Source organism: Caballeronia sp. dw_19 (assembly GCF_018449515.1).
GTDB lineage: Bacteria > Pseudomonadota > Gammaproteobacteria > Burkholderiales > Burkholderiaceae > Caballeronia.
In genome coordinates this window covers 1-22,762 of the sequence record NZ_JAAVUQ010000011.1, presented here as the reverse complement: position 1 = coordinate 22,762, position 22,762 = coordinate 1, and the positions used below count along the sequence as shown (strand labels likewise).

General features: G+C 62.3%; 7 protein-coding genes. 2 read left to right on the top strand and 5 right to left on the bottom strand.

The features are described from left to right. Nucleotides 1-12 precede the first annotated feature (12 nt). The 5 genes from HB376_RS16935 to HB376_RS16915 all read right to left on the bottom strand — a co-directional run bounded on the left by HB376_RS16935 (nt 13) and on the right by HB376_RS16915 (nt 20,711). Nucleotides 13-6,690, bottom strand: a complete 6,678-nt coding sequence (locus HB376_RS16935; RefSeq protein ID WP_213764824.1) for a non-ribosomal peptide synthetase — start codon at nt 6,688-6,690, stop codon at nt 13-15. Next, nucleotides 6,687-17,939, bottom strand: a complete 11,253-nt coding sequence (locus tag HB376_RS16930; RefSeq protein WP_213764823.1) for a non-ribosomal peptide synthetase — start codon at nt 17,937-17,939, stop codon at nt 6,687-6,689. The genes HB376_RS16935 and HB376_RS16930 overlap by 4 nt, the downstream gene beginning before the upstream one ends. Nucleotides 17,940-18,162: 223 nt before the next feature. Then, entirely contained in the window at nt 18,163-19,599 is a 1,437-nt protein-coding gene (locus HB376_RS16925) for a peptide synthetase (RefSeq protein ID WP_213764822.1), read from the bottom strand. Further along, complete coding sequence (locus tag HB376_RS16920; RefSeq protein WP_213764821.1) at nt 19,596-20,462, bottom strand: alpha/beta fold hydrolase; 867 nt, start codon at nt 20,460-20,462, stop codon at nt 19,596-19,598. The genes HB376_RS16925 and HB376_RS16920 overlap by 4 nt, the downstream gene beginning before the upstream one ends. A 12-nt stretch (nt 20,463-20,474) precedes the next feature. Further along, nucleotides 20,475-20,711, bottom strand: coding sequence for an MbtH family NRPS accessory protein (locus tag HB376_RS16915; RefSeq protein ID WP_213764820.1), 237 nt, complete (start codon nt 20,709-20,711; stop codon nt 20,475-20,477). A 394-nt stretch (nt 20,712-21,105) separates the two neighbouring features. Between HB376_RS16915 and HB376_RS16910 the strand changes: the two genes are divergently transcribed. Both HB376_RS16910 and HB376_RS16905 read left to right on the top strand, forming a co-directional pair. After that, the gene (locus tag HB376_RS16910) at nt 21,106-21,702 is read left to right on the top strand and encodes a nitroreductase (protein WP_213764819.1); all 597 of its coding nucleotides are present in this window, start codon (nt 21,106-21,108) and stop codon (nt 21,700-21,702) included. A 205-nt stretch (nt 21,703-21,907) separates the two neighbouring features. Continuing rightward, nucleotides 21,908-22,696 (top strand): hypothetical protein, encoded by a 789-nt coding sequence (locus HB376_RS16905; RefSeq protein WP_213764818.1) that lies wholly within the window; start codon nt 21,908-21,910, stop codon nt 22,694-22,696. Nucleotides 22,697-22,762 lie beyond the last annotated feature (66 nt).

Below are 22,762 nucleotides of genomic sequence, written 5' to 3'. Positions count from 1 at the left end.
TTCATTGCGAGGTCATTGCGGAATGGCTTCAGGTACGCGCTGGAGCACGGCGTCGGGCGAGTCGTCGGGAAGCGTCCGGTTGAGATCGAGCCGCGCATCCGGATCGGTCGATACCTGGTCGAGCAAGTCACGCCACAACCGGAACCATCGCTCAACCGTGGACCGCGCAAATAGCGACGATGCGTAGACCCATTCGACTTCGTAACCACCATCGACCGGTTCCACGAACAGAGCCATGTCGAATTTCGACTGGGTCGTCTGCACTCGCAGCAATTCGATCGCAAGACCCGGCACGCTCGTGTTCTTGCGCGGCAGGTCACGCAGCACGAACAACATTTGCAGCAGCGGATTCGCATCACGCCGGCGCGATACGGCAAGCGCATCGACGATCCGGTCGAACGGCAATGCCCGGTGTTCAAGCGCTTCCCAAGCCGAATGCTTCGCGGTATCGAGCCATGCGTTGAAGCTCGCCGTGTTCGCACCATCGACGCTGATGCGCGAGCGGACCGGCAACACGTTGATGAAAAAACCGACCAGCCCTTCGAGCTCGGTCCGGTCGCGCCCTGCTACGTCGGTGCCGATCAGAAGATCGGTCTGGCCTGTCAGTTTGTGCAGGAACAACTGGAAACTCGCGAGCAACACTGCGAACGGCGTCATGCCGCGTGCGCTTGCGAGCGTCGTGACCCGCGCACCGGTTTCACGAGACAACCTCAGACGCACCGTGCCACCATCGTGAGAAGCGACTGGCGGACGAGGCCGGTCGGCAGGCAAGGCCAGGAAGTGCGGTGCGTTCGCCAGATACGTGCGCCAGAAGTCCTGCTCGTCACGCAGCTTCACAGCGGTCAGTTCTTCGCGCTGCCACGCCGCATAGTCGGCGTACTGAATCGGCAAGGCCGGCAACGCGCTCGGCAGGCCACCGCGCCGCGCACGATATTGCGCACACAGTTCATCGATAAGGATATGCACCGACGCGCCATCCGCCACGATGTGATGCAGCACAAGAATCAGCACGTGATGCGACGCATCGAACTTCAAGAGCAACGCGCGCACCAGCGGCGGCGCAGCGAGATCGAATGGACGGTTCGCTGCATCGGTCAGGTAACGAGCGACGGTCTGCTCGCGTTGTGTATCTGGCAATGCGCTGCAGTCGACGAGCGGCATTGGTACGTCAAGATGATCTGCAATCGTCAGGACAGGATCGCCGTCGTGCTCGCCAAACGACGAGCGCAGGACTTCATGACGCTCGACGAGTGCGGCGAGGCTCGCATGCAGCAGATTCGCATCGAGGTCACCGCGCAAGTCCAGCCCCGCCGCCATGTTGTACGACGCGAGGCTGCCACCCGCCAGCTGGTCCACGACCCAGATGCGCTGCTGCGTGAGCGATAACGGCATCTCCCGCTGCCGTTCGATGACCCGGATCGTTGGCGTCTCGCTGCCGGCCGCGTGTGCCTCGATGGATAGTTCATCGATACGCACAGCAAGCGCCTGGAGCGTCGGCGCGCTGAACACTGCACGCAGCGGCAACTCGATTGACCACTCGGCCCGCACGCGCGACAACATTCGCATTGCAGCGAGCGAATGACCGCCGAGCGCGAAGAAATTGTCGTCGCGGAGGATGCTGCTTTCCGGTTTGCTTTCGGCCAGTCCCAGCACGTCGGACCAGATACGCGCGAGCGTGATTTCGGTCGCGCCATGCGGTATACGATGAACGCTCCCACCAGTTCTTGTCGCCTTGCGCGCCAGTTCGCCCAGCGCCTGCCGGTCGAGCTTGCCGTTGCGATTAAGCGGCAACGCGTCGAGCACGCGCAAGCTGGACGGCACCATGTAGTCCGGCAGGACGGCCGCTAGTTGCTTCTTTAGCGAGGCTGTATCGAGCGTGCGTCCGGGCTTCGCTGTTGCAAACCCGGCCAGACGCCCCGCTGCCGAGACGATCACCGCTGCATCGAGCACGCCATCAAGCGCACGCAACCGTGCCGCGATCTCGCCGGGCTCCACGCGATAACCGCGGATCTTGACCTGATCATCGATACGGCCGAGATATTCGATCGCACCGTCCACCAGCCGACGTGCCCGGTCACCACTGCGATACAACCGCGCCCCCGCTGTGAAGGGATCTGGAACAAAGCGCTCCGCCGTCATTCCCGGACGGCCCAGATAGCCCCGGGCGACACCCGCGCCGCCCAGATACAGTTCGCCGGTTTCGCCTGCACCGACGGGGTTCATGTGTGTATCGAGTACCCATGTGGAGGTATTGGCTAACGGCAAGCCAAGAGGCAAGGTAGCCGCGCGTGAGTCTGCATGCGCCGCGTCTTGCGTCAGGATGCCGACGGTCGTCTCGGTCGGACCATAGTGATTGATCACGCGGCACGACGGTTTGAGCGCGCGGATATTCTCGAGCAATGGCCATGCCGTCGCCTCACCGCCTAATATCAACGTATGAGCTGGCAAGACATCGGCGGCATTCTGCACCTGCAGCAATGCGTTCAGATGTCCTGGAACGATCTTCAGTACATCTATTCTGTTTTCAGTCATATACCGCGCGAAGCAATCAGCGTCCAGTGTCGTGTCGCGGTCGATCAGATGCAGCGTGCCGCCTGACGCGAGTGCCCCGAACAACATGGTATGGCCAAGATCCGCAGCCACGGTCGATACCATAGCGAACGTCGAGCGCGGCGGTAACGCGAGACGGTCAAGCACCGCTTCCACGTAATTGCTCAAGGCGGCATGCGGTATCACTACCCCCTTCGGCGTGCCGCTAGAGCCCGACGTGTAGATCACGTAAGCCGCTTCCCGCGAGTCGACCGTCGGCAGCTCGCGGGTGAGCGCATGCGTGTGTTGTTGCGCGTTATCGATCGTTGTTTGCTGCAGACCATCAAGCGCGAATTCGGCCTTTTCCTTTTCCCACAACACAAACTGCGCTCCGCAACCGCGCAAGGTCTGTTCAAGCCTTTGCGGCGGATTACCCGCATCGAGGGGAACATAAGCACCGCCCGCTTTCAACACTCCGAGCATCGCAACGACAAACGCCGCCGAACGGTCCGCGACGATCGCAACATGTTGCCCAACCCCAAGCCCGTGATCGAGCAACCAGCATGCGATGCGTTGCGTGCGTTGGTCGACTTCACGGTAGCTCAGGCGCTCCTCTCGATCGATCAGCGCCGGCGCCTCGGGCTGGGCTTGTGCGTGGCTCGCGACTCGCACATGCACCGGTTCGTCGGAGAGGTTTGCAACCCTGCCGCGGCTTGCGGCTGCCACGCGTGCCTGCTCTTCAAGATCGAGCAGGTCGAGCGCTGCCAGGGTCGGGGCAGCAGCGGGATCATCAGAGAGCAACGCGGCGGCAAACGCTTCAACTACACGTTGGTATTGCGCGGCCATACGCTCAACGCTCGTTGCGTCGAACAGATCGCTTGCGTAGGTCAGGTAAGCACGCATTCCACCGTCCCGTGATTCGCGCAGATCGAGTGCAAGCGGAACTTTCACGTGTGCTTCTTCGATTTCATAACGCGATGCAGTGAGACCAGGCAGTCGCTCGAGTGCAGGATAGTCATCGGCGAGATAGTTGAACGTTGTCTCGAAGAGCGGCAGACCCTGCGCGTCGCGTGCCGGGTTCAGACGCTCGACAAGTACATCGAACGGCAGCGCCTGATGCGCCTGCCCCTCGATTGCCGCGCGACGAAGCGCGGCCACAAGAGCGGATACGCGCAGCGATGCCGTGCAGACGCTGCGCAGCACAATGGTATTGGTGAAAAAACCCACCACGCCATGCGTTTCAGGCCGCTGGCGATTCGCTACCGGCACACCGGTGCGGATATCGGCCTGCCCAGTCACGCGATACAACCATGCGTGATAGGCCGCGAGCAGCAGGATGAACGGCGTGGCACCATGCCGGCTTGCTGCATCGCGGACCCGGCGTGCGAGGCTTGCGGGAAGCGCGAACGGCATGCGCGAGGCAGCGAGGCTTCCGGGACCGGCGGCAGGCGAACGATCGAATGACAAGGCCAATGCAGGTACTTCGTCGCCAAGTTCGTTGCGCCAGTAGTCGAGCTGGCGCTGCGCTTCGCCGCCATTAAGCCAACGGTTTTGCCACGCGGCGTAGTCGGTATAACCGACCAGCGGCGCGGCAATCGTGACCGGAGTGTTCGTTACCGTGGCGCGAAAGTACGCGACAAATTCATCGACGATGATCTGCATCGACCATCCGTCGGTAGCGATGTGATGCAGTGCCAGCAGCAACAAGTGTTCGTCGTCGCCGTAGCGTACGAGGCCCACGCGCAACACAGGTCCTTGCGCAAGATCGAACGGCTCGGCGGCGAAGCGCTGCGCGAGCTTGCCAAGCGCGTCTTCGCTGAAGTCTTTATCGAGCAGATCGGCGCGCATCCAGTTAAGTGGTTTTTCCGGATGGATTCGTGGCACGTAGACATACGCCGCACCCGGTGTCTCGACAAAGCTTGTGCGCAACGCGGCATGACGTTCGACGAGGCTGTCGAAGCTGCGGCGCAGCGCGTCGATGTCGAGTTGGCCACGCAACCGTATGCCGGTAGCGATGTGATAAGCGCGGCTCTGTGGATCGAGTTGCCACGCGAACAGTTGCCGCTGCTGCGCGTGCGATGCAACAAGCTCGTCGCTACGCTCCAATGGGAAGGTATCGACTGGCTCGCACTCTGGCTTTTCAAGTGCATGAGACAGCGCTTGAGCCATGGTCGCGAGTGTCGGGAATTCGAAGACTTGCCCGATCTCGAACGGCCGGCGCCAACGTTCGCCAATGCGTGCCGCTAAGCGCGCCGCCGTCAGCGAACTGCCACCGGACGCGAAAAAATGCGCATCGCGTGTCGCGATCTCTAAGTCGAGCACTTCGCTCCATAGTGCCGCGAGTTCTTTTTCGAGGCCGTCGAGTGGAGCTTGCTGCGGCGTATCGCTTGCGTCCGCACCCACCACGAAGTGCCCATGCTCCCATAGCGCATACGCATCGAGCGTGCGGTCCTGCCAGCCTTGCCGCGTAGCCGACCGCTGTAATTTCCCACTCGATGTCTTCGGCAACGCCGCAGGATTCAGCAGCACAACAGCGATGGGAACCTCACCGCACGCGTCGAACACACAGCGGTTCAACTGCGCCACGACGTCAGCCGCCGTGAAGCGCTTTTTCATCATCGGCGCGACTTCGAGTGCGAGCGCGGGACCTTCGGCGCCATCGATATCGGCGGCAAACGCGATAACCCGACCTTTGCGCACGAACTCGCAGCGCGCTTCAACCGCCTGCTCGATATCCTGCGGATACAGGTTCTTGCCGCGCACGATGATCAGGTCCTTGCAGCGGCCGGCGATATAGAGCTGCCCGTCATGGACGAAACCCAGGTCGCCGGTGCGCAGCCATCGCGTGATGCCGTCGGTACGAAACGTCGATGCGCTGGCGTCGGCGCGTTGCCAATAACCGTGCGCCACGCTCGGCCCGCTTACATGGATTTCTCCAATCTTGCCGCTGGTTAGCGTTTGCCCATTCACCGGATCGACGATCACAACAGCGTGGCCCGGTTGCGTCGCACCGCATGCGACCAGCACCGTGCCCGGTTCACCCTCCGACGTGACGGCCACGCGAGCGGCAGACAAAGCATCGCTCTCAAACCTGGCCGATATCAAACCCGCGCCGCGCCGGCCGCCCGTCACGAAGAGCGTTGCTTCGGCAAGGCCGTAACACGGATAGAGCGCGGCGGCATCGAAGCCGGCAGGCGCGAAGCGCGCGACAAACGTATCGAGAGTGTCGCGCCGCACGGGTTCAGAGCCGGAGAAAGCGAGCCGCCAACTCGACAGGTCGAGTTGCGCGATGGCGTTGTCGCGCAGGCGTTCGGCACACAGTCGATACGCGAAATCAGGTGCCCCGGAAATCGTGCCTCGATGCCGGGCGATAGCCTGAAGCCAGCGCATTGGACGTTCAAGAAAATAATGCGGCGACATCAGCACGAGAGGAATGCCGCTGAAGACCGGCTGCAACAAGCTGCCGATCAACCCCATGTCGTGATAGAGCGGTAGCCAGCTCACGAACACGTCGTCGCTCTGCACGCCGAGGGCCGCCTTGATCGCTATTTCGTTCGCGATGAGATTACCGTGGCTGACCATCACGCCTTTGGGCGTTCCCGTGGAACCTGACGTGTATTGCAGGAACGCGATGTCGGACGAGCGCACGTCATGCAGCGCGAAGGCGCCGGTATCGTTAGATACAGTCGTCGCGCACAGCGTATCCACCGCGATGATCTCAGCGTCCGGCGCCAGTTCACCGTACTGGTCCGCAAAGCGCTCTTGCAACACCGACGTGGTCAGCACGTAACGCACGCCCGCATCCTGCGCGATCCCGCGTAGCCGCGCCAGATGCTGCTCGCGTTTCGATTCCGGCGGATACACCGGGACCGCGACGACCCCGGCATACAGGCAGCCAAAAAGCGCACTCACGTAGTCGATACCGCTGTCCATCAGAAGCAGCGCACGTTTACCCGCCGCGCATTGATCACCGAAGCGCGCGGCCACGCACGCCGCCCGGCGATCGAGCTCAGCGTAGTCGTACTGCGTTTCACCTGCGGCATCGATCGTGATCAACGCGGTCGCGCCTGGACGTTCGAATGCCAGCGTACGGAGGCGGCTGGCCATTCCTGCCTCACCGGATTGCCACATGCTCATCAGATCGTGCACACTCAAGCTCATGACAAGTGCTCCGGCCGATGGTCGTGGTCACCCGACACACTGGAGGCAAGCGCACGCGCGAGGTCATCGAAAAGATCGCTGTGCTGCACGATGTGCGTATGGTCCGCATCGATCTCGTTGGCCACCGACACGCGGCCCGTCGAGCGAGCCGACCACATAGCCGTCGCTTCGCGTGCAGGGCGGTAAGGACGGCGCCGTGCCCACCACAGCTTCAGGTCAACCGGCAATGGCGCGCGCTCCGTGTAACGGACGATATGACCCAGGTGCCGCTGGAACAACATGACCTTGCTGAGGAGCGCGCGAGTGCCGGCATCGGACAATTCGCCTTGCATCGACGGCCATTTTTTGCCAGCGTCGTCGAGCACTTTCTGCAGCTCATGATCCGTTGCGCGATACGTGCGCATTTGCTCGTAAGTCACCGCGGCTTCATCGCTAATTTCGTGAGCGTCCCCCGCCCTCAGTACGTGTGCGTCGATCAAGCCGACGAACGGCACTTCACCGCCGTCGCGCGCCAGCACTCGGGCCACTTCGGTCGCGATCACCCCGCCCACCGACCAGCCGATCAACCGGTATGGCCCGACCGGTTGCACCGTGCGAATACGCGCGGCGTAGTCGGCGGCAAGCGCCGACAAATCACCGGGCCACCAGTCTTCCGTATAAAACGGCGCCTGCACGCCATACACGTTCGCGACACCATCAAGCGCTGCGGCAAGCGGCCGATAGTCCGCGACCAGACCCGACGCCGGATGGATTGCAAAGACGATAGGCGCGTCAGTGCGCTCGTTCATCGATACAACATTCGCTGCGGGTCCTGCTTCCTCCGCGCCAAGATGCGCCGCAAGCGTGCGAACCGTGGCGTGCTGGAACAACGCTTCGAGCGTCAGGCTGACCAAGCCGGACTGAGCACCCTTGGCGAGCACCTTGAGCGCGAGCAGCGAATGTCCGCCTGCTTCGAAGAAGTTATCGGTGACGCCTATGTCATCGCGCCCGAGCACTTCTTGCCAGATACCAAGCAACCGCGTCTCAAGCGGCGTACGTGGGGCGGTTTTTTCAGCGCTCGTCGGATTGCCCGGTTCGGGCAGCGCGGCACGATCGAGCTTGCCGTTCTGCATGAGAGGCAAACGCTCGAGCCACACCAGCGCCGACGGCACCATGTAGCCCGGCAAACGGCTTTCCAGCACGCCGCGTATGGCTGCTTCATCGAACCCGTCATGATCCCCGACCACATAGCCGACGATCCGCTTAGCATCACCTTCACCGTGCAGCGTGGCGACCGCTGCCTGCACACCGGGCGCTTCGCGCAACACCGCTTCGATCTCACCCAGTTCAATGCGGAAACCGCGCAGCTTTACTTGGCTGTCCAGCCGCCCGAGAAAGTCGATGCTGCCGTCCACGCGCCGCCTGCACAGATCGCCACTGCGATACAAACGCGCCCCCGGCATACGCGGGTCCGGCGCGAACCGTTCCGCCGTCAGGCCGGGACGATCCAGATAACCGCGTGCGAGCGTCAGCCCGCCAATGCACAACTCGCCCAGCGCGCCGACCGGGGCCTCGTTACCGTGCCGGTCCATCACGTACACACATCGTGATCCATACGGCTCGCCGATCGACACGATCGCCTGCGCCGTATCCGCTGCGCGCGTTTCGCGATACATGCACGCCACCGTCGTCTCCGTCGGGCCATACAGGTTATCCAGGCGGATGCGTGCGAGCGGCCCGTTACGCCACTGCGCGAGCGCATCACCGGGAAGTCCCTCGCCGCCCACGGTGATTTGCCGCAGCGAAGCGAGGTCGTCCAAAGGCGGCGGCGTGCGCAACCATTGTTGCCAGTACGCCGTGGGAATCCGCGCGAACGTGACGCGGCCGTCCTTCAGGTGGCGGCTGGTCGTCTGGATGTCCCATAGCTGTGGACCACGCATCTCGACCTGACCGCCCTGCATCAGCGCCGGCAGCATTTCATGCAGCGCCACGTCGAAGTTGATCGTCGACGATTGCAGTTGGACGTCGGCTGCATTGATTCCGTATGTACCGATGAAATCGTCCAGATGGCGGCTCAGCGCAACATGACTGATCGCCACGCCTTTGGGCCGTCCCGTCGAGCCCGATGTGTAGATCACATAGGCCAGTTGCTCGAGATGAATGGGAACATCGAGCGGATCGCCGGGCAGTGTATCGAGCGCATTTATATCGATGACCTCGCGGCCCGCGAAAAGCGGCCCGCATGTCGCGAACGTGGCTGCATCGCCGAGTACGCACGACAGTTGCGCGTCGTCCATCATGGCGCGCAGACGCTCGGCCGGATAAGCGGGATCGAGCGGCACGAAAGCAGCGCCCGACCGGAGCACGGCGACAACCGCCGCGACCAATCCCACCGAGCGCGTCAGACATAGCCCTACGTGAGTCTCCGCACCCATCCCTCGCGCATGCAACGCTCGCGCAATGCGGTTCGACCAGACATCGAGTTCGCCGTACGACAGGCGCGCGCCCTCGCAATGCACGGCGGCCGCGTGAGGCTGGCGCCGCGCCTGCGCAGCGATGCGTTCGCCGACCGGCATGAACGCGTGAGCGCTAAGCGCAGGTTGGTCCACTTCGGCATCGAGCATGAGCTCGGCCAGATACGCGTGGTCCTTCGTCGTAATCTGCTCCAACAGCGAGACGTAGTGGCCCAGCATCCGTTCGACGGTTTGAGCGTCGAACACATCGCGGGCATAGTTCAACGAAAGTGTGATCCCCTCGTGCCGCTCGCGGACCGACAGCACAAGATCAAAACGCGCAGTACCCGTCGATGTTTCTATCGGCGAGACCCGCAGGCCAGGCAAGCTGAGCCCCTCGCCCTCCGTGCCGTGATCGTAGTTGAACATGACGCTGAAAAGCGGCGTCTGCGTCAGGCTTCGGCCAGGATTCAGCGTATCGACAACGCGGGCGAACGGTACGTCCTGATGCGCCTGCGCTTCGAGCACGCGTTCGCGAACATGGCGCAGCAGCGTTTCGACGGTATCGAGTCCCGCCATCTCCGTGCGGATCACCAGCGTGTTGACAAAGAAGCCGATCAACGATTGCGTCTCAAGCCGGTCTCGCCCTGCTACAGGCACGCCAACGCGGATATCAGCTTGGCCGCTATAACGCGCGAGCAGCACATCGAATGCCGCCAGCAGCACCATGAACGGCGTTGCCTGATGCCGACGCGACAGCGCTCGCACTGCATTGATGAGCGGCGCCGCGAGCCTGACATCGATCCGTGCACCTGCCTGATTGCGCGAAGCCGGCGGCGGGCGGTCAAACGGGAGTTCAAGCACCGTCAACTCGCCTCCGAGCCGCTCACGCCAGAACGCAAGTTCCGCGTCGGCGCGTGCTTGCTGTTGCGCATCGTTCTGCCACAGCGCGTAGTCGGCGTACTGGACCGGCAGCGGTGCAAGCCGATGCGCGCGACCTTGACGGATCGCCGTGTAAAGACGCGAGAATTCGTCGAGGATGATCCGGTTCGACCATGCATCCGAGATGATGTGATGCGTCACGAAATGAAGCACGTGTTCGCAGTCACCAAGCCGGATCAGCGTGACGCGAAACAGCGGCCCTTGTTCCAGAGAGAAGGGCGCACGGGAGATCGCATGCACGGTGTCCGCCACGCGCTGGGCTTTGCTTTCCTGCGGAACGTATTCAAGATCGAGCACCGACCAACCCGGCTCGACGACATCGACTTGCTGCATCGCCACGCCATCGACTTCAATGAAACGCGTGCGCAAGCTCTCATGACGTGCGACGAGAGCCGCGACTGCTTCACGCAGGATGTCGCGGTCGAGCGCGCCTTCCAGCTTCACCGCGCCCGTCAGGTTATATGCAGCACTCTGCGGACTCAGGCGCGAGAAAAACCACAGCCGTTCCTGCGCGGGCGAAAGCGGGATACTTAGCATTCCTTCTGGTCTTGTTGAGATCACGCCGGACAACGTAGCGGGGGTCCCGAGCATCACATCCGGTGCGTCCCTCTCGATCGCACGCGCCAGATCTGCCAGTACCGGATAGGCGAACAACTTCTGCACCGGCAACTCGACGTTCAACGCCTCACGCAGCGCCGCGACCGCGCGCAATGCCAACAACGACTGCCCGCCCATCTCGAAGAAATTATCGTGACGACCAATACGTTCGACGCGTAACACGTCCTGCCAGACTCCTGCGAGCACCGCTTCTATCTCGCCTTTCGGCGCTTCCCAGATCCGTTCGGTTTGCTCAGGCAACGGCAGCGCGTGGCGATCAACCTTGCCGTTCGTGTTCAACGGCAAGCGATCCATGACCACGATCAGACCGGGCACCATATAGTCCGGCAGCACCGCGACCAGCTTTTCTCTTAACTCGGCGGCATCCGCCGGCTGCCCCGCCATAGGCGACACATAAGCCACCAGCCGCGCGCCGCCGGTACCTTCGTGCGCCACAACAACGGCTTCACGCACCTCAGGTTGCGCCAGCAACTGCGCCTCGACCTCCCCCAGTTCGATACGAAAGCCCCTGATCTTCACCTGATGGTCCATACGCCCCAGATACTCAAGGCGGCCGTCGCCCCGCCACTTCACGAGATCGCCTGTCCGATACAGGCGCGCACCGCTGCCGTTGAACGGGTCCGCCACGAATCGCTCCGACGTCAGCCCGCCCTGCCCGATATAACCACGCGCCAGCCCGACACCACCGAGATACAACTCGCCCGGCACGTTGGGTGGAACGAGCGCCATGCTCGAATCGAGGACGTAGAGCTGCGTTCCCGCGATAGGACTGCCCAGACCCGGCGCGGCATCGAGCACGCGCCCGGCCGCGGACCAGATCGTGGTCTCGGTCGGGCCGTACATGTTCCATAGCTCGACACCCTGTTCGTTCAGGTCGCGTGCCAGATCGGGCTGCAATGCTTCGCCCCCGCATAGCCCCTTGAAGCCCACAAGCGGCGCCTGCGGCCAACCGCCGGCCCGCAACAACCGCCATCCGGCAGGGGTCGACTGCAACACTGTGGCCTTCGAGTCCTGCACCAGTCTTGCGAGCGCCGCTCCGTCCCGGGCGACCTCTCGCGTAGCCAAGACGATTCGCGCACCGACGACAAGCGGCAAGTACAACTCGAGCGCGGCGATATCGAACGAAAGCGACGTCACGGCGACCAGCACATCGTCTGCTGCAAGGCCAGGCTTTGCCTGCATGCCATGAATGAAGTGGCTAAGCGCGTGGTGATGAACCATCACGCCCTTGGGCTGACCGGTGGAACCGGACGTATAGATGACATACGCCAGGTTGTGTCCACGCACATCCACGTGCGGCTTGTGCGACGATTCATCGTCAAGGTTCAGCGTGTCGAGTTCCAGCATCGGCAGGGGCTGATCGTTCGCGCTGAAGCGTTGTGTAACTGCTCTTTGCGTGAGTAACAAGCGCACGCCGCTATGGGCCGCCATGTACGCCAGACGTTCCGCCGGATACTGCGGGTCGAGCGGCACATAGGCACCCCCCGCCTTCAATACGGCCAGCAAACCGACCACCATCTCCACGGAACGCTCCACGCCAATACCGACCTTCACCTCAGGTCGTACACCTAGCCGCGCCAGTTTGTGCGCGAGCCGGTTGGCCCGTTCGTCAAGTTCGCGGTAGGTGGGTGTCTGGTCGCCGAACACCAGTGCGATCGCATCCGGCGTCTTCATCGCCTGACGTTCGAACAAGCGGTGCACCGGCTCAGCCTGTGCAAACGTCTGATCGTTACGGCCCCACGCCAGGAGTTGCTGCTGCTCGCGATCTCCCAGCAGGGGTACCGCACGCGTGTCCGGCTCGCTCGCGATTGTCTCCAGCACCGCGACGTAACTGTCGAGCAGACGCGTAGCCGTCGCCGGGTCGAAGAGATCGGTTGCGTAGTTCAAAGCGACCCTTAGGCCGTCGCCATTAACCGATACATCCAGCGAAAGGTCGAACTGCACTGTCCCCGTTCCGCCGGTCAGCGTGCTCACTTCGATACCGGGTAGTTCAACTTGCGAGCGCGGTTCTGCGCTGTAGTTAAACATCACCTGGAACAGCGGCGTATGGCTGATGCTGCGTCGCGGCTGCAGCAGTTCAACCAGCTTCGCAAACGGCACGTCCGCATGCGCCTGCCCGCCGGCCATCCGGTCACGCACCTCGGCCAGCAATGCGCTGAACGGTTCACCACGGCGCGTTGCCATGCGAATCACCAACGTGTTGACGAAGAAGCCTATTAGCGGCTCGGTCTCCATCCGATCACGGCCCGCTACCGGCACGCCCACACGAACGTCGTCCTGTGCGCTATAGCCTTGCAGCAGCGTCCCGAATGCAGCAAGCATGGTCATGAAACGTGTGGCGCCATGCTCCCGCGAACGTTGTTCGAGGGCAGCGGCCAGTTCAGTACCGAGCGATCGTGCAATGACCGCGCCCGCACTGCTGCGCGCCTCATGACATATCCGGTCGACAGGCAACGCAAGCAGCGGTTGCTCGCCGCCGAGTTCGCGCTGCCAGTACGCATAGTGGGTATCGAGTGCGGCTTCGTTCCGGGGGTTGCGCTGCCACAATGCATAGTCGCCGTACTGGATCGGCAGCGGCGCGAGATCGGCTGCTTCGTTGCGGCTCGCCGCGCGATACAGGTGCGAGAATTCGCGCAACAGGATGACTTGCGACCACGCATCCGACACCATGTGCGGCATCGCGAAATGAAGGATGGTCTCGTTCTGCGCGCGTGCCAGCAACGTAACGCGCAGCATTGGCCCATGTTCGAGATCGAAGGGCTCGCGGCCCAGTTCAAGCAAGCGCGCGTCGAGTTCATCCTGACCGAAAACGCTTTCCTCGCGCCAGCCGTAGAGCGCATGACGTCCGTCATGCGCTGCGTTATCGACTACCTGCCACGGCTGCCCGCCCTCTTCGACAAAACGCGTACGCAGGCTTTCATGCCGCTCGATCAAGCAGTCCAATGCGACGCGCACCGCTTGCCGGTTCAGCGCACCGCTCAGGTTGACGGCACCGGTAATGGTGTAAGCGGCACTGTCCGGTTCGAGCTTCCATAGGAACCACAAACGCTCCTGCTCGTGCGTCAGCGGAATGCGAGCCGCGGGATCGCGCGGCGAGATAACGTCTGCCGCGCATGCCTCGCGCAACGCCAGTTCCGCCGCCAGACTTTCAAGCACAGGATGCAGGAACAGCGTCTGCAGCGAGATATCGCGGCCGAGTTCCTGACGAATGCGCGAGGCCACTCGCATCAGCAGCAAAGAGTGACCGCCGACCTCGAAGAAGTTATCGGTCATGCTCAGACCGTCACGGCCCAGCACCGACTGCCAGATCGCCAGCAACGCCGCCTCCAATTCGGTGCGCGGCGCCATGCGCTGGCGCGCCGCTTCCACGCCCGGTTCTGGCAACGCCGCGCGATCCACCTTGCCGTTCTGCATCAGCGGCAAGTGCTCCATCCACACCAGCGCCGACGGCACCATGTAACCCGGCAGACGACTCTGCAGAATGCGGCGGACCGTGGCATCGTCGGCGTCACCAACCACGTAGCCCACGAGCCGCTTCGCATCGCCTTCTCCGCGCAGCGCGGCTGCCGCTGCCTGCACGCCGGGCGCTTCGCGTAGCACCGCCTCGATCTCGCCCAACTCGATGCGATAACCGCGCAGTTTCACTTGCTGGTCCATCCGCCCGAGGAAGTCGATACTGCCGTCCGCACGGCGGCGGCACAGATCCCCCGTCCGATAAAGCCGGCTGCCCGAAGGACCATCGGGATCGGGAATAAAACGCTCGGCGGTCAGCGCGGCACGTCCGAGATAACCGCGCGCCAGCGTATGCCCGCCGATGCACAACTCGCCCAGCGCACCGGCCGGCGCCTCGTTGCCATCGACATCGCAGACGTGAACCGAGCGCGACGGATAAGGACCGCCAATCGATACGATCGCCTGATCCTCGTCCTGAGCACGTGTTTCGCGATACATGCAGGCAATAGTCGTCTCGGTCGGACCGTACAGGTTGTCGAGCCGGATAGACCCGAGCGGACCGTTGCGCCATTGCCGCAACGCATCGCCGGGCAACCCCTCGCCGCCCACCGTGATCTGCCGCAATGCTTCCAACGAAGCGGCCGGCGGCGGCTCACGCAACCATTGCTGCCAGTACGCGGTCGGGATGCGCGCGAACGTCACCTTCTCCTCGATCAGATGACGGCTCGTGGTCTCAGGGTCCCAGAGCTGCGGACCACGCATCTCGACCTGACCGCCGCTCAGCAGCGCGGGCAGGAGTTCATGCAGAGCGACGTCGAAGTTGATCGTCGATGATTGCAGCACCTTGTCGGCCGCACCAATGCGATACGTGCCGATGAAGTCGTCCAGATGCTGGCTCAAGGTGCCATGATTGATCGCGACGCCCTTCGGACGACCCGTCGAGCCCGAGGTGTAGATCACATAGGCGAGTTGTTCCGGGTGAAGCGGTGCTGCGAACGCGGCATCTGCTTCGGGATCGACTGGCAGCGGCCTGTCATCGGCCACATGGATCGGCTCGCGGCCGCGCAGCAATTCGCCTAGCCGCTCAAAACCCGTGCGATCGACCAGCACTCGCACGATCCCGGCGTCGTCGAGCATCGCGGCGAGTCGTTCGAGCGGATAAGCCGGATCGAGCGGCACGAACGCAGCGCCCGATTTCAGCACGCCGAGCACACCCGCGGCCAGCGCAGCCGAGCGTTCCACGCACAGGCCAATGCATTCATCGGGACGAACGCCTAGCCGGTTCAGGCGGCGTGCAATACGATTCGTCCAGCGCTCTAGTTCGCTGTACGAAAGCCGGTCACCTTCACAATGCAACGCAGGCGCCAGCGGATGTTTCGCCGCTTGCTGACTGAAACGCAGACCGACCGGTTCGAATGTTGTGCTTGCCACGGGCTGATCCGCAGTGTCATGGATACCATGACGGCTCAGTGAAATCTGCGCCAGCGGCTGGTCCGCTACTGTACTCACTTGCCCCAGGATCTCGACGTAGTGCTCAAGCATCTGCCTGACGATGGTTTCGTCGAACAGGTCCGCCGCGTAGTTGAACGAGAGGCGCAACTCGTCGTCGCGCTCGACAGCATTCAGCACCAGGTCGAAGCGAGCCGTGGGCACGTCGTTGACCACTTCCGACACGCGCAATCCCGCCACGCTGATGTCCGTATGCTGCGCTCGGGTGTGATTGAACATCACCTGGAATAGCGGCGTCTGCCCGATGCTGCGTTCAGGCTGCAACGCCTCGACAAGTTGGGCGAACGGCAATGCATCGTGACGATGCGCTTCAAGCACACGCTCATGAAGCTGGCTCAGCAAGGTCCCGAACGACGCAACGCCGGCGAGGTCTGCGCGAATCACCAGTGTGTTGACGAAGAAGCCGATCAGCCGTTCCGTTTCCAGCCGGTTGCGTCCTGCATCCGGTACGCCGATGCGCATATCCTTCTGACCGCTGTAACGCGCGAGCAAGACCGCATAGGCCGAGAGCAACAACGTGAACAGGGTAGTTCGGTGACTAGCTGCCGCTTGCCTGAGCGACCGGGCAAGCACCGCGTCGAGCGTGACACTCACGCGCGCGCCTCGGGCGTTGCGCGTGGTCTGCATACCCGCGCGATTCTTCGCGACCGGCAGTTCGAGCACCGGCTGCGTTCCGCCCAGTTGCTTCACCCAATACGCAAGATGCGAGTTGTTCTCGCCATCGACCGCCCATTCCTTCTGCCAGGCAGCGTAGTCACCGTACTGCACAGGCAACGGCTCGGCCGTCAGCGCCGCTGCGTTGCATAGCTGTTCGTACGCCGCGATGAACTCATCGAGCAACAGCTTGACCGATGCGTGGTCAGAGATGATGTGATGCATCGATACGTGCAGCACGCGCGACCCTGCCGCTTCGTGCAACAGCGCGGCGCGCAGGAGCGGCCCGCGCGTGAGATCGAAAGGTTCCAGCGACAACGCTTGCAAGCGTCCTTCGAGCGGACTCGCTTCCGCCGGATCTATTTCAGTCCAGCCGTATCCAGCTTCGCCCACAACCTGCCACGCCTGCCCATTGGATTCGACAAAACGCGTGCGCAATACTTCGTGCCGTTGCACGACGTAAGCGAGCGCCACACGCAGCTTGTCTATGTGCAGCGACCCTTCAAGCCTCAGTGCGCCCGACAGGTTATAGCTCGCGTCATCCGGATCGAGTTGCCACAGGAACCACAACCGCTCCTGTGCGGACGACAGCGGAAAATGTTCCGAACGCCCGCCAAGCGCAACGATGGGCAACTGCTCGCCCGACATGCCGCGCTCAAGCAAACGCAGGCGAAACGCCGCGCGCTTTTCCGGCGGCAAACTCGCATACGTTTGAGCGACGGCTTGCAGGCCACTGGGCGCTGGCGTTGCGACTTGCGCATTAGGTACCGCGCCTTCCGGCTTCGCGGCAACCGCCTCAGGTACATTCTTGCGAGCCCGCCGTTTCAGGAACGGGCAAGCATCCCGCGCGGCGACATTATGGTCGTCGAGGAAATACTGCTTCCACTCGAGATTGCCTGCATCGCCGTAGAAACCCAGGTCAGGATGTGCCGGGGTTTCGTCCCAGGTCTCCAGGCGCTTGCGAACCTGGTTGCGAGCCTCGCGGCCGATGACCTTGTTGGTGATCGTATCGACAAACACGCTGCGCGGCTGGAACAGCAGCACCATGCCCGGGCCGAGGTTGCGGCTATGACGCAAACGGAACGAAGGACACGCGCAGACCACGAACATCTGCACGCCGGCAAACGAAAATTCCCACTCTTCATGCGATGGCTCGGGCTGCTGGTCCGCAGCCGGATCGGGGTCGACATCGTGAAGATGCTGAAGCGTCTTCCAGAATAGTTCGTGATACTCATCGTGTGAAAGCGGCACGGTGTCGGGCTCGAAGAACACCGCGATGTTGTTCTTGCGATACTGCGGCAACGTTGCGAGTTCCGCGAAAGTCTGCATGGTCGCGGGCAGATCGCGAATGTCCTTGGTCTTCCCGTTGACGAACGAGTAGAACATCTCACCGCGCCGTTCCGCCGTCGTACCGAAGAAGCATGGATAGGCCGGGTGCATCACCTGTTCGCGCAAGGTCTCATACGACGCGTCAAGCCATTCGGGCAGATCGATCTCAGCGCCGATCAACCGGCCCGCAATGATGCGGCTTTTCCAGTCGCCCGGATCGAATTCGGGCACGGAAATCGCGGACGCTGCGGCATCAAGCGATTTCGCCGGCTTGGCGGGATTTTTCTGCGTCGTCTCTTCGTTTGTCAGCATCTTCATTCCTCTCGTTCATCGCCCAGGTTCGCCCTTGCGTTCTCATAGCCGCGCACTGCGCGACACGTTCGGCGGGCGAGCCGATACCGGCCCTGTCATGGGCGCTTGCCATATCCGTGTTTTTGTGGGGAGAACCGGCGCCTTCGAGAGAGGTGCCTGGACAGCGAAGTGCAACGCACTCCGCCGGATGCTGCTTGATATCGCTTGATACTAGCCAGCGCGGCTAGTGTGTCGCTGGGGTCTTCGCGTTCAGCTCGGCGACCAGTGCCTGCACCCAGTCGTCAGGGATGATCGGCTGGTGGTACGTGCATTCACCCGACACAACCGTCGAGCCGTGCAGGCGGCCGTCGGGAATCAGGACCATGTCGCCTTCATGCATCTTGAGCTGCATGCCGACGTTGCCCCAGAACAGCATGTCGCCTTCCTGAATCGTGACGAGTCGATGGTCGTTATGCACATGCGTCGTCGAGCACATTTCATGCGGCTCGATGAACGTCTCGCGGTCAATATCAGCGCACTCGGCGTCAATCCGTTTGCTGATGCGGCGCGCGAACTCACAGTATTGAGGAATCGCGCCAAGCCATTGCAATTGCTCGCCGAGATCCCACCGGCCACGTTCCGCGAGACGTTCACCCGCTGCCGCACCCGATACGCATTGCTCGAACGCGGCATCGCCAAAGCGGTCTGACATGGTTTGCAGCGCGGTCGCGAAACGGCCGACCAGCGCAGCCTTGCGCGCCTCGGCTTCACCGGCGCGACGGCCCGCCGGCTGCAACCACGCGCACGCACGCTCAAGTGCAAGACCGAAAGCCAGCCACTCGGCTTCGGCCGCAAACACCGCGCCGGTCAGCGCAAATGCGCGATCCGGGCGCCGTGCAAGCGCATACAGCAGATTGGTTTTCGCCATGCTCGTCGGCAGATAGAACTGCCAGTACGCGTGCTGCTGACGCGTCACGCCGCAAGTAGCGGCTACGCGCAGCATCAAGGCGTCGTCGGGAAGATCGCCTTCGAGTGTCGGCCACGCGTCCTGCGGCAACGCGTCGAAATATCCGTTCGCCGCCGCCCGGGCCACCGCGCGCCGCTTCGACGGCGCGAGCGCCCAGCGCTGGACCATGATGAAACGCAGTCCTTCTTCCAGATAGTCGTTGCGCATCAGGCGCGCAAACGTTGTCTCCCAGAACGCGCTCTCATCGTCGATGATGCGTGCAAGCCGTGCACTCGCAGCCGCCACACTTTCGCCTTCCGACGACTCGCTGCTCAGGTAGGAGAACGCATACGCTTCGAGGAACGGGGCCAGTTGTGCGCCCAGCGTCCTGACGTCGTCACGATAGAACTCCGTGAAGCGTTGCCAGTCCGCCGCTTCGCCGCTGTGCGGCATGCGTGCGGCTTCCAGCTCGTAGATCGACAGCAGCGTGCGGTTCGATGCCAGCGACGGAAGCCGGCTGACATTGTCGGCACGCACTGGCTTCATGAATTTGAGGAATTCGAAATCTTCCGGGCGCAACGGCCGGCGATGATAGTCGTCGTCGAGCAGTAATTCATCGACAGTGGCGCTGCGAAACGGATGCGCGGCTGCGAACTGCCTGATCAGCGCCACGAACTCTTCACTTCGTCCGGCAAAGGGTTCGAAGTCGAACAGCGCAGGATAAGAAAACGTCATGAATGAAAGCTCCTTGGACCGGCCGCGCCGGCGGAATCAGTGGATGCAGTGCGGGAAATTGCACTTGAAGCGCCAGAGGCAACGTCCCGTAAATGTGCGACGCTGGCACGGGAAAGCGGACTCGCGGGGGCAGCGCTTTTTGATGTGGGCGCTAAAGTTGACGCCAGCGAAGTCACGATCGCCTCGATCAGTTCAGCGCGCGCCGTATCGATGAAAAAATGGCCACCGTCGAATACGCGTTGAGTGAAACTCCCCGACGTCTCGTGTGCCCAGGCCAACAAGTTCTCCGGTGGTTCGGATAACTTATCATCTCGGCCGCCAAGCGCCAGCAAGGGACAAGCGAGCGGCGCGCGCAATGCGTTGCCAGTACGCACGTATGTCGCGCACAGATGGAAATCGGCGCGAAGCACGGGAAGCGCAATATCGAGGAATCCGCGATCGCCGAGCAGTTCTTCGGGCGTTGCGCCGAGACGCCGTAATTCATCGATCATCGCTTCGTCGGTGCAATCCAGCCATGTCGCGTCGAGCGCCCGGCAGGCCGGCGCCGCGCACGCTGCTGCACCGAACCACACGGGCATGAGACCGTGGGCGCGGCGCAACCAGTGCGCCAGTTCGAGACCGGCCAGCGCGCCCATGCTGTAGCCGAAGATAGCGAAAGGTCCGTCGATCGCCGGCAAGGCTTCGCGTCCCAGAGCGTCCGCCACGTCCGGCCAGCGATGCGGCGCAGGCTGCGCGCGTTTCGCACCGTGGCCGGGAAGGTCGAGGGCGTGAACACGTATCCACGATGGCAGCAATGCGCCCCACTCCCGATAAACCGCCGCACTTGCTCCGGCGAACGGCAGACAGATCAGCGTGACGTTCATCCGCGACCTGTCTCAGGCCGCTTTGACGCTGGCATCGGCCGTCGCATCGGCTGCCATCGCCTGACGCAGGCTGAGCGGGCGCATGTCGGTCCACACAGCGTCGATGTACGCAAGGCATTCGTCCTTCTTGCCGGTCTTGCCAACAGCAGTCCATCCGGCGGGCAGCGCCTTGTAATCCGGCCAGATCGAATACTGTTCCTCGTGGTTCATCACAACATTGAAGATCGTGTTTTCGTCGCCCCAGCTCATCGAAATCTCCTTAATACGAATGAGAATGATTATTATTTCATATTAAATCGTCTGATGCAAAGACTGCTTCAAAGCTCGTTCTCCAGCGTTGCGGCAGCAGGCTCAGAGTCCGAATGCCAGCGCGCCCGAGCAACCGTCCAAGTCGTCCAGAGACGTGAAAGAGACGTGAAACGCAACGCCATCGGGGCTTGCGCGTTGGTCACATCATCGGCGGGCCAGCGCCCGGCTGTCGGAATCGGGATCGGCGCGGGGGTCATCGACGGACAATCTCAAAAATTGCGAACAGCACCGAAGCATAGGCATCTACCATGACAAAATCAAGTTATTGCGAATCATTTGCAATACGATGCATTTTTCGCGATCATGGATGCCTTGAGAGAGCTTGGACCTATCCATGGAAACGATGAGCCCCGGCGTCAGTGCCGAAGCCCTGAACGTGTTGATGACGCGTCAGTCGCACTGGCCGCTAGCCGAACCCGCGCCCGACGATTCCCAGCTTCAACAGATTTTCGATGCCGCCCTGCGCGCGCCCGATCACGGCGCGTTGCGGCCGTGGCGCTTTGTGCTGATTCGCGGGAACGCGCGGCTGAAACTCGGCGAGTTGCTGGTCGATCTCGCCTGCACCCGGGCTCCCGAAGAGCCGCGTTCGGCGCATGAACATCGCGGGCGCCGCGCGCTGGCGGCGCCCGTTGTGATAGCGCTTGTCGCGTCCCTGACACGCGAGACGAAGGTCCCTGAAGTCGAGCAGTTACTGTCCGTTGGGGCAGCGGCCATGAACATGTTGAACGCTATTCATGCGCTCGGTTTTGGTGGTTTCTGGGCGACCGGACCGGATAGTTACGAGCCGCAAATGCATCGCGCGCTTGGGCTGACCGAGCGTGATCGTTTGCTTGGATTTTTGTTTGTCGGCACGCCGCCTGACGGCGTGCGCGCGGTGGAGCGCCCCTCCAGCGACCGCTACGTGACCGAATGGCTCGAAGCCCACGCTTAAGCGGTGGCAGACAGAACTGGTGCGAAAGGAACGGCGACATCAACGCCATTTTCGTTCGTGCTCCTATCCCTCATCGGCTTGAGAGGAACGCCCGGCGGTTCGCCAGATCGATCCGGCGTGGTCGTGTCCGGTCTCCCGGCACATGCCCTCTCGATCTGAAACGGTACTTAACATGCCTATGGGTTTATTGATTGAGCGCTCATTGATGCAGACATCGACGCGGGATTTTATCGATAACCTCGATGCGCCGATCCGACTCGCCGATAGCGAAACGCAACCGCAGTTCTTACCGCTTCGCATGAACGAAACGCTTTCGCTGAGTCAATGCACGCCGGCACCGGGCGAGATCTTCATGTTCCGGTTCCGCAGTCAATGGCAACGCGTGAGCGCACACGATTCGGCGCAGTGGCTGACGCAGGACGAAACCCGGCGTGCAGCGTTATTGCCCAGTCCTGCGCTACGGTACCGGTATATATCGAGCCGTGCGGTGTTGCGGCTGGCCGCGGCCCGGATGCTCGGATGCCAGCCCGATGCGGTTGATCTGCGCGATGACGCCAGGGGTCGGATGTTCGCACAAGACGCCACGGGGGACGCCGTTTTATGCGCTGATATAGCTTACGCCGGTGTCTGGATCATGCTTGGCATCAGCGCCAGTTATCTGGGTTTGGGAACGTCGCTGCCTTCGTACAAGATGGCGTCCGACGACGAATCATTGCTGCCGGGCCGGGTATCGCCGCCATCGGATGGTTTGCTCTTTAGCAGGCAGCGAGCGCGCGATAACAGTTTGCTTAGTGCCGCCGGACATCGATCGGCTATCGATCATTCGAACCTTGCGTTAAGCGAATCTGCCCCGGCTTTGGCTAGCATGTCAGGGGGCGAGTCTTGGTTTGTCTTTGACTTGCCTATGCCAGGGCAACTTTGCGCGTCGGTGTGTAGTTCAACGCCGCTAAGCACCGTTTTCGCTTTTGGGTGGAGTAAGCGTAATGAGGCTTGATTTTTGTTCGCGGGGGGGCGGGGTAAGGGTTGGGTTGGTCGGTTCCGGGGTTAGTGGTCGGGGTCA

Bases quoted from the DNA above. Each gene is read 5' to 3' on its own strand.
- HB376_RS16935 (WP_213764824.1), bottom strand. From the start codon at position 6,690: ATGAGCTTGAGTGTGCACGATCTGATGAGCATGTGGCAATCCGGTGAG.
- HB376_RS16930 (WP_213764823.1), bottom strand. From the start codon at position 17,939: ATGCTGACAAACGAAGAGACGACGCAGAAAAATCCCGCCAAGCCGGCG.
- HB376_RS16925 (WP_213764822.1), bottom strand. From the start codon at position 19,599: ATGACGTTTTCTTATCCTGCGCTGTTCGACTTCGAACCCTTTGCCGGA.
- HB376_RS16920 (WP_213764821.1), bottom strand. From the start codon at position 20,462: ATGAACGTCACGCTGATCTGTCTGCCGTTCGCCGGAGCAAGTGCGGCG.
- HB376_RS16915 (WP_213764820.1), bottom strand. From the start codon at position 20,711: ATGAGCTGGGGCGACGAAAACACGATCTTCAATGTTGTGATGAACCAC.
- HB376_RS16910 (WP_213764819.1), top strand. From the start codon at position 21,106: ATGGAAACGATGAGCCCCGGCGTCAGTGCCGAAGCCCTGAACGTGTTG.
- HB376_RS16905 (WP_213764818.1), top strand. From the start codon at position 21,908: ATGCAGACATCGACGCGGGATTTTATCGATAACCTCGATGCGCCGATC.